The sequence below is a fragment of the Streptomyces sp. NH27 genome (genome assembly GCF_056859195.1).
The window spans coordinates 1-1,577 of the sequence record NZ_JACEGK010000895.1 but is presented as its reverse complement, the minus strand read 5'-3'; the positions used below and the strand labels follow the sequence as shown (position 1 = coordinate 1,577).

The 1,577-nt window shown below is 74.3% G+C and carries 1 protein-coding gene and 1 pseudogene; both read left to right on the top strand.

Annotation, left to right across the window (positions count from 1 at the left end; genetic code table 11):
• Window positions 1-281: pseudogene (locus tag AC13HU_RS36855) on the top strand (3-hydroxyacyl-CoA dehydrogenase); the annotation flags it as partial.
• Between the two features lie 204 nt (window positions 282-485).
• On the top strand, window positions 486-1,577 hold a 1,092-nt coding region (locus AC13HU_RS36850; protein ID WP_483046357.1), incomplete at its 3' end, for a M1 family metallopeptidase.

The following is a 1,577-nucleotide window of genomic DNA, read 5'->3' as shown; positions in this document are numbered from 1 at the left end:
ACATGCAGGAGCGCATGCTCTTCGCGGAGTCCCTGGACACCGTGCGGCTGCTCGAAGAGGGCGTCCTCACCTCCGTCGCCGACGCCAACATCGGCTCGGTGCTGGGCATCGGCTTCCCGGCGTGGACCGGGGGAGTGCTCCAGTACATCAACGGGTACGAAGGCGGCGTCGCCGGGTTCACCGTCCGCGCCAGGGAGTTGGCCGCTGCCTACGGGGAGCGGTTCGAGCCGCCCGCGCTGCTGGTGCGGAAGGCCGAGCGCGGCGAGCGGTTCGCGGACTGACGCGCCTGCGGACTGCCCGCCTGGCGTACGGGCCTTACCGCGGCCGGGACGGCCGGGACGGCTGGGGCGGCCGGGTGCGGCGCGCCACCGGCCGCCTGGGCGCGCTACGGCCGGGTAGCTCGTACGCTGGCCGGCGTGCGCCTACGCCCGCCGCCGCGCGCGGTCCTGCTGCCGCTGCTCGCGGGCTGTCTGCTCGCCTGCTGCATGTCCTGCACCGGCGGCGACAAGCCAAGTGGCCCCGACACCGGCGCCCCGGGGGTCGGCGACCGGCTCTTCCCCGACGCGGGCAACGGCGGTTACCACGTCGGCCACTACACGCTCGACCTCGACTACGACCCCGCCTCCGGGCAACTGCGCGGCACCGCCACCCTCGCCGCCACCGCCGACCAGAACCTGGCCCGCTTCGACCTCGACCTGGCCGGGCTCGACGTCCGGCGCGTCACCGTCGACGGCGCCAAGGCCCGCACCGCCCGCCACGGCACCGAACTCCAGATCCGCCCCGCGCACCCCCCGCGCCGCGGCGCGCACTTCACCACGACCGTCGAGTACCAGGGCGTGCCGCGGATGCTGACCGACCCGGACGGCTCCCACGAGGGCTGGTTCCGCACTGACGACGGCGCGCTCGCGCTGGGCGAACCGGTCGGCTCCATGGCCTGGTTCCCCGGCGACGACCACCCTTCCGACAAAGCCGCCTACGACATCACCGTCACCGTGCCGCACGGCCTCACCGCCGTGTCCAACGGCGAACTCCTCACCACCCGGCCGGCCGCCGACGGCCGCACCGCCTACCACTGGCGCAGCACCGCGCCGATGGCCACCTACCTCGCGACCGTCGCCATCGGGCACTTCGACGTCACCCGTTCGACGACACCGAACGGGCTGCCGCTGTACGTCGCGGTCGACCCGCGCTCCGACGACGCCGCGACGGCCGCGGCGCTGGCCCGCATCCCCGAGATACTGCGGTGGGAGGAGGGTTTGTTCGGGCCCTATCCCTTCGCGTCGGCGGGCGCGATCGTCGACCACCTGCCGCGTGGGCGGGTCGGCTACGCGCTGGAGACGCAGAACCGCCCGGTCTTCCCCGGCGACGGCCCGCCGCCCGCGGTCGACCCGGTCACGCTCGTGCACGAGCTGTCGCACGAGTGGTTCGGCGACTCCGTCACCCCTGCCGCCTGGCAGGACATGTGGCTCAACGAGGGCTTCGCCACCCTCACCGAGTGGTTGTGGAAGGAGCACGAGGGCGGCCCGTCCCTCGATGCGAGCGCAGCGGCCGCCTTCGCCGACAGCGCCAACTGGGCC